Source organism: Lactobacillus nasalidis (assembly GCF_016587775.1).
GTDB classification, from domain to species: Bacteria; Bacillota; Bacilli; order Lactobacillales; family Lactobacillaceae; genus Lactobacillus; species Lactobacillus nasalidis.
In genome coordinates, this window is sequence record NZ_BOCG01000534.1 from 1 (window position 1) to 3,703 (window position 3,703).

The following is a 3,703-nucleotide window of genomic DNA, read 5'->3' on the forward strand; positions in this document are numbered from 1 at the left end:
TACGAGACCGTGATCGACGGCGGGGGCAGCGACCTTTCCCAAGGGCAGCTGCAGCTGCTCTCCATCGCCCGGGCCATGATCGCCGACAAGCCGGTCATGATCCTGGACGAAGCCACCAGTTCCATCGACACCCGGACCGAGCGCCTGGTGCAAGACGGGATGGACAACCTGCTGGCCGGCCGGACCAGTTTCGTGATCGCCCACCGGCTGTCAACCATCGTCAACTCCGACATGATCCTGGTTCTGGACCACGGCCGGGTTCTGGAAGCCGGCAGCCACGAGCAGCTGCTGGCCAAGCAGGGCTACTACTACGAGCTTTACACTGGCAAAAAGGAGATCCAGTAAGCCGAATCTTTATTTTTTGCTAAAATCAAAGTCAGAGCGTACTTTAAAGTACGCTCTTTTTGGTATATTGGTTAAAATAAAGGTTACAATATAGGATAGAGAAGTTTGAAATAATAGAAGAGGTTTTTGCAGATGAAAATTCTCGTTGTCGATGATGACCACGAAATCGTGGAACTCTTAAGCATTTATTTGAAGAACGAAGGCTATGAACCGATTGCTGCCTACAACGGCAAGGAAGCCCTGACCAAGCTCTCAACCACGCCGGACATTGCATTGATGATCCTTGACGTGATGATGCCGAACATGTCGGGGATCGATGTGGTCAAGGAAGTCCGCAAGGATTCCGACATTCCGATCATCATCGTCAGCGCCAAGACCGGCGACATGGACAAGATCCAGGGCCTGATCACGGGGGCCGACGACTACGTTTCCAAGCCTTTCAACCCGCTGGAAGTGATGGCCCGGGTGCGGTCGCTTTTGCGCCGGAGCCAGAAGCAGGTCAAGGAAGAAGAGCCGGACGTCCTGGAAGTCGGGCCTTTGATCATCAACAAGGACTCGCATGAGGTCAAGACCGTTGAAGGCAAGGAAATTCAGCTGACCGCCCTGGAATTCGGGATTCTCTATCTTTTGGCCAGCCACCCGAACCGGGTCTTTTCAGCCGATGAGATCTTCGAACGGGTCTGGCAGCAAGAGTCCATCGTCAGCGCCAAGACGGTCATGGTTCACGTGTCCCACCTCCGGGACAAGATCCAGAAGGCTACCGACGGCGAGGAAGTCATTAAGACGGTTTGGGGTGTAGGTTACAAGGTTGAAGCCTAAGCAAGAAAAAAACGCCGTTCAGGGCAAGCGCCCCCGGGTCAAGCTGACCGCGGCAGAGAAGAGCGAACTGTTTGCTGAGGGCGTGGTGACGGTGATCATCATGCTGCTCTTGAACATGTCCATGATCATTCTTTATCACCTGGCCATCCTGCAGGACAAGAGCCTGGTCAACGGGATCTACTTTTTAAAGCAGACCATGACGATCGGGCCGGGCTACCACATCTGGTCATGGGAGCGCCTTGGCGTCATCTTCATGGGCATTGCCGACATCATCGTCTTGTACTGGCGCTTGATCCGCCGCTACCACCAGATGCAGCTGCGGCACATCATTTCCGAGCTGCACTATATTGCCAACGGCCACTTTGACCACCGGATCTCCTTCAGCGTCAACACCGACATGCAGAAGGTGATCGATTCCATCAATTCCCTGGTCGACTCGACCGTGGGCGCCATCAATGAAGAAAAGGCAATCGAGCAGTCCAAAGACGAGCTGATCACCAACGTCTCCCACGACATCCGGACGCCTTTGACCAGCATCATCGGCTACCTGGGCCTGCTCAAGAACGGGACCGTGACCAGCCAGGAGGACATGCTCAAATACATCAACATCGCCTACGACAAGGCCGAGCAGATGAAGTCCCTGGCCAACGATCTCTTTGAGTACACGACCTTGAAGTCGACCAAGACCAAGCTGAACGTGACGCCGATCAATATCAAGGGCATGATGGAGCAGGTTGCCGCCGGCTTCGAATTGGAAGCTGAAAAGAAGGGCATTGCCTTCAGCGTCAAGGCCCGGCCCGACGACCTGATCGTCAATGCCGACGTCGAAAAGCTGGTCCGGGTTTACAACAACCTGATTTCCAATGCCTTGAAGTACGCGGCCGGGGCCAACCGGATCAACCTGGTCGCCAACTTGATCAACCACGAGCAAGTCGAGCTGCGGGTCGAAAACAACGGCGAGCCGATCCCCAAGGACAAGCTGAAGAAGATTTTTGACCGCTTCTACCGGGTGGAAAGCTCCCGCAACACCAAGACCGGGGGCACGGGCCTGGGCCTGTCCATCGTCCAGGGAGTAGTCGAGCTGCACGGGGGAACGATCCGCTGCGAGTCCAACAAACAGTGGACCAGCTTCATCATTCTCTTGCCGCGAGACCCCCAGGCCAGCAACTTCGCTGTTAGACCTGTGGTATAATGTCAACTGAATTCTAATTGACAGTGAGGAGTAAAAATGAGCATCTCATTAAACACCTGTATTTTAATCTTAAAAGAACACCACCTGCTCAAGTCCAGCGCCGTGCAAGACACGGTGCAGAGCCGGATGGAGGCTGTGTCTTATGATTCGCGCGACGTTCAAAACAACAGCCTCTTCTTCTGCAAGGGTGCGGGCTTCCGGCCAACTTACCTGACCATGGCCAAGGAAAATGGGGCAATTGCTTACGTTGCTGAGCAGCCGTATCCGGAAGGCACCGGGATGCACGCCTTGATCGTCCGCAACGTTGCCAAGGCAATGGCTCTTTTGTCCGCAGCTTTCTACCGCTTCCCGCAAGACGACCTCTTCTTGGTCGGCTTTACCGGGACCAAGGGCAAGACCACTTCCGCCTACTTCTTAAAGGGGATGCTGGATCAACTGAACGGCGGCCGGACGGCATTGCTGTCATCCGTCAACAACATCGTCGGCACGGCTCCGGAGGACACCTTCAAGTCCAGCCTGACCACGCCGGAATCCCTGGACTTGTTCAGAGACATGCGCCGGGCGGTCGACAACGGCATGACCCACATGGTCATGGAAGTTTCTTCCCAAGCCTACAAGAAGAACCGGGTCTTCGGCCTGACCTATGACCTGGGCTTCTTCTTGAACATCAGCCCGGACCACATTGGGGTCAACGAGCACCCGAACTTTGAGGACTACCTGCACTGCAAGCTGCAGCTGCTGGTCAACTCCCGCAAGTGCATCATCAACGCGGAAACCGACCGCTTCGCCGACGTCTACGCGGCCGCTACGACCACGACCAACCCGGACAGCATCTACCTTTTTGCCCGGGACGGCTTTGAAAACCCGGATCTCAAGAAGCCGATCGACTTCCGCTACAAGTCAGTGGAAACTGACCTGGCAGAAACCAAGTTCACGCTGACCACGGCCTCCAGCAAGGCCCGCAAGCTGCCGATTTCCGGGGAATACACCCTGCAGATGATCGGCGACTTCAACGAAACCAATGCCACCGGCGCCATCATCGGGGCTGGCCTGGCAGGGATGGACTACGAGTCCTGCGCCAAGGGGATCCGGCACGTGACGATTCCGGGCCGGATGGAAACCGTGACGACGCAAAAACACGGCCTGATCGTGGTGGACTATGCCCACAACAAGGCTTCCATGCTGGCTTTGATGCGCTTCATGCGCCGCGAGTTCACCAACCCGCGGGTCATCGTCGTCGTCGGCGCGCCTGGCGACAAGGGGATTTCCCGCCGGCCGGGCTTCAGCGAAAGCCTGACGGCCGAAGCGGACAAGGCCTACCTCACCACTGACGACCCTGGCTTTGAA

Annotated in this window: 4 protein-coding genes; all 4 read left to right on the forward strand. The window is 56.1% G+C overall.

Going from position 1 to position 3,703, the window contains the following annotated elements:
- The coding region (locus lacNas_RS10445) for an ATP-binding cassette domain-containing protein (RefSeq protein WP_201346837.1) at positions 1 to 345 on the forward strand (345 nt) is incomplete at its 5' end.
- Between the two features lie 132 nt (positions 346 to 477).
- Positions 478 to 1,164 (forward strand): response regulator transcription factor CroR, encoded by a 687-nt coding sequence (gene croR, locus lacNas_RS10450; RefSeq protein ID WP_201330739.1) that lies wholly within the window; start codon positions 478 to 480, stop codon positions 1,162 to 1,164.
- Positions 1,154 to 2,356 (forward strand): sensor histidine kinase, encoded by a 1,203-nt coding sequence (locus lacNas_RS10455; RefSeq protein ID WP_201330740.1) that lies wholly within the window; start codon positions 1,154 to 1,156, stop codon positions 2,354 to 2,356. The genes croR and lacNas_RS10455 overlap by 11 nt, the downstream gene beginning before the upstream one ends.
- Positions 2,357 to 2,392: 36 nt before the next feature.
- The coding region (locus lacNas_RS10460) for a UDP-N-acetylmuramoyl-L-alanyl-D-glutamate--2,6-diaminopimelate ligase (RefSeq protein ID WP_201346838.1) at positions 2,393 to 3,703 on the forward strand (1,311 nt) is incomplete at its 3' end.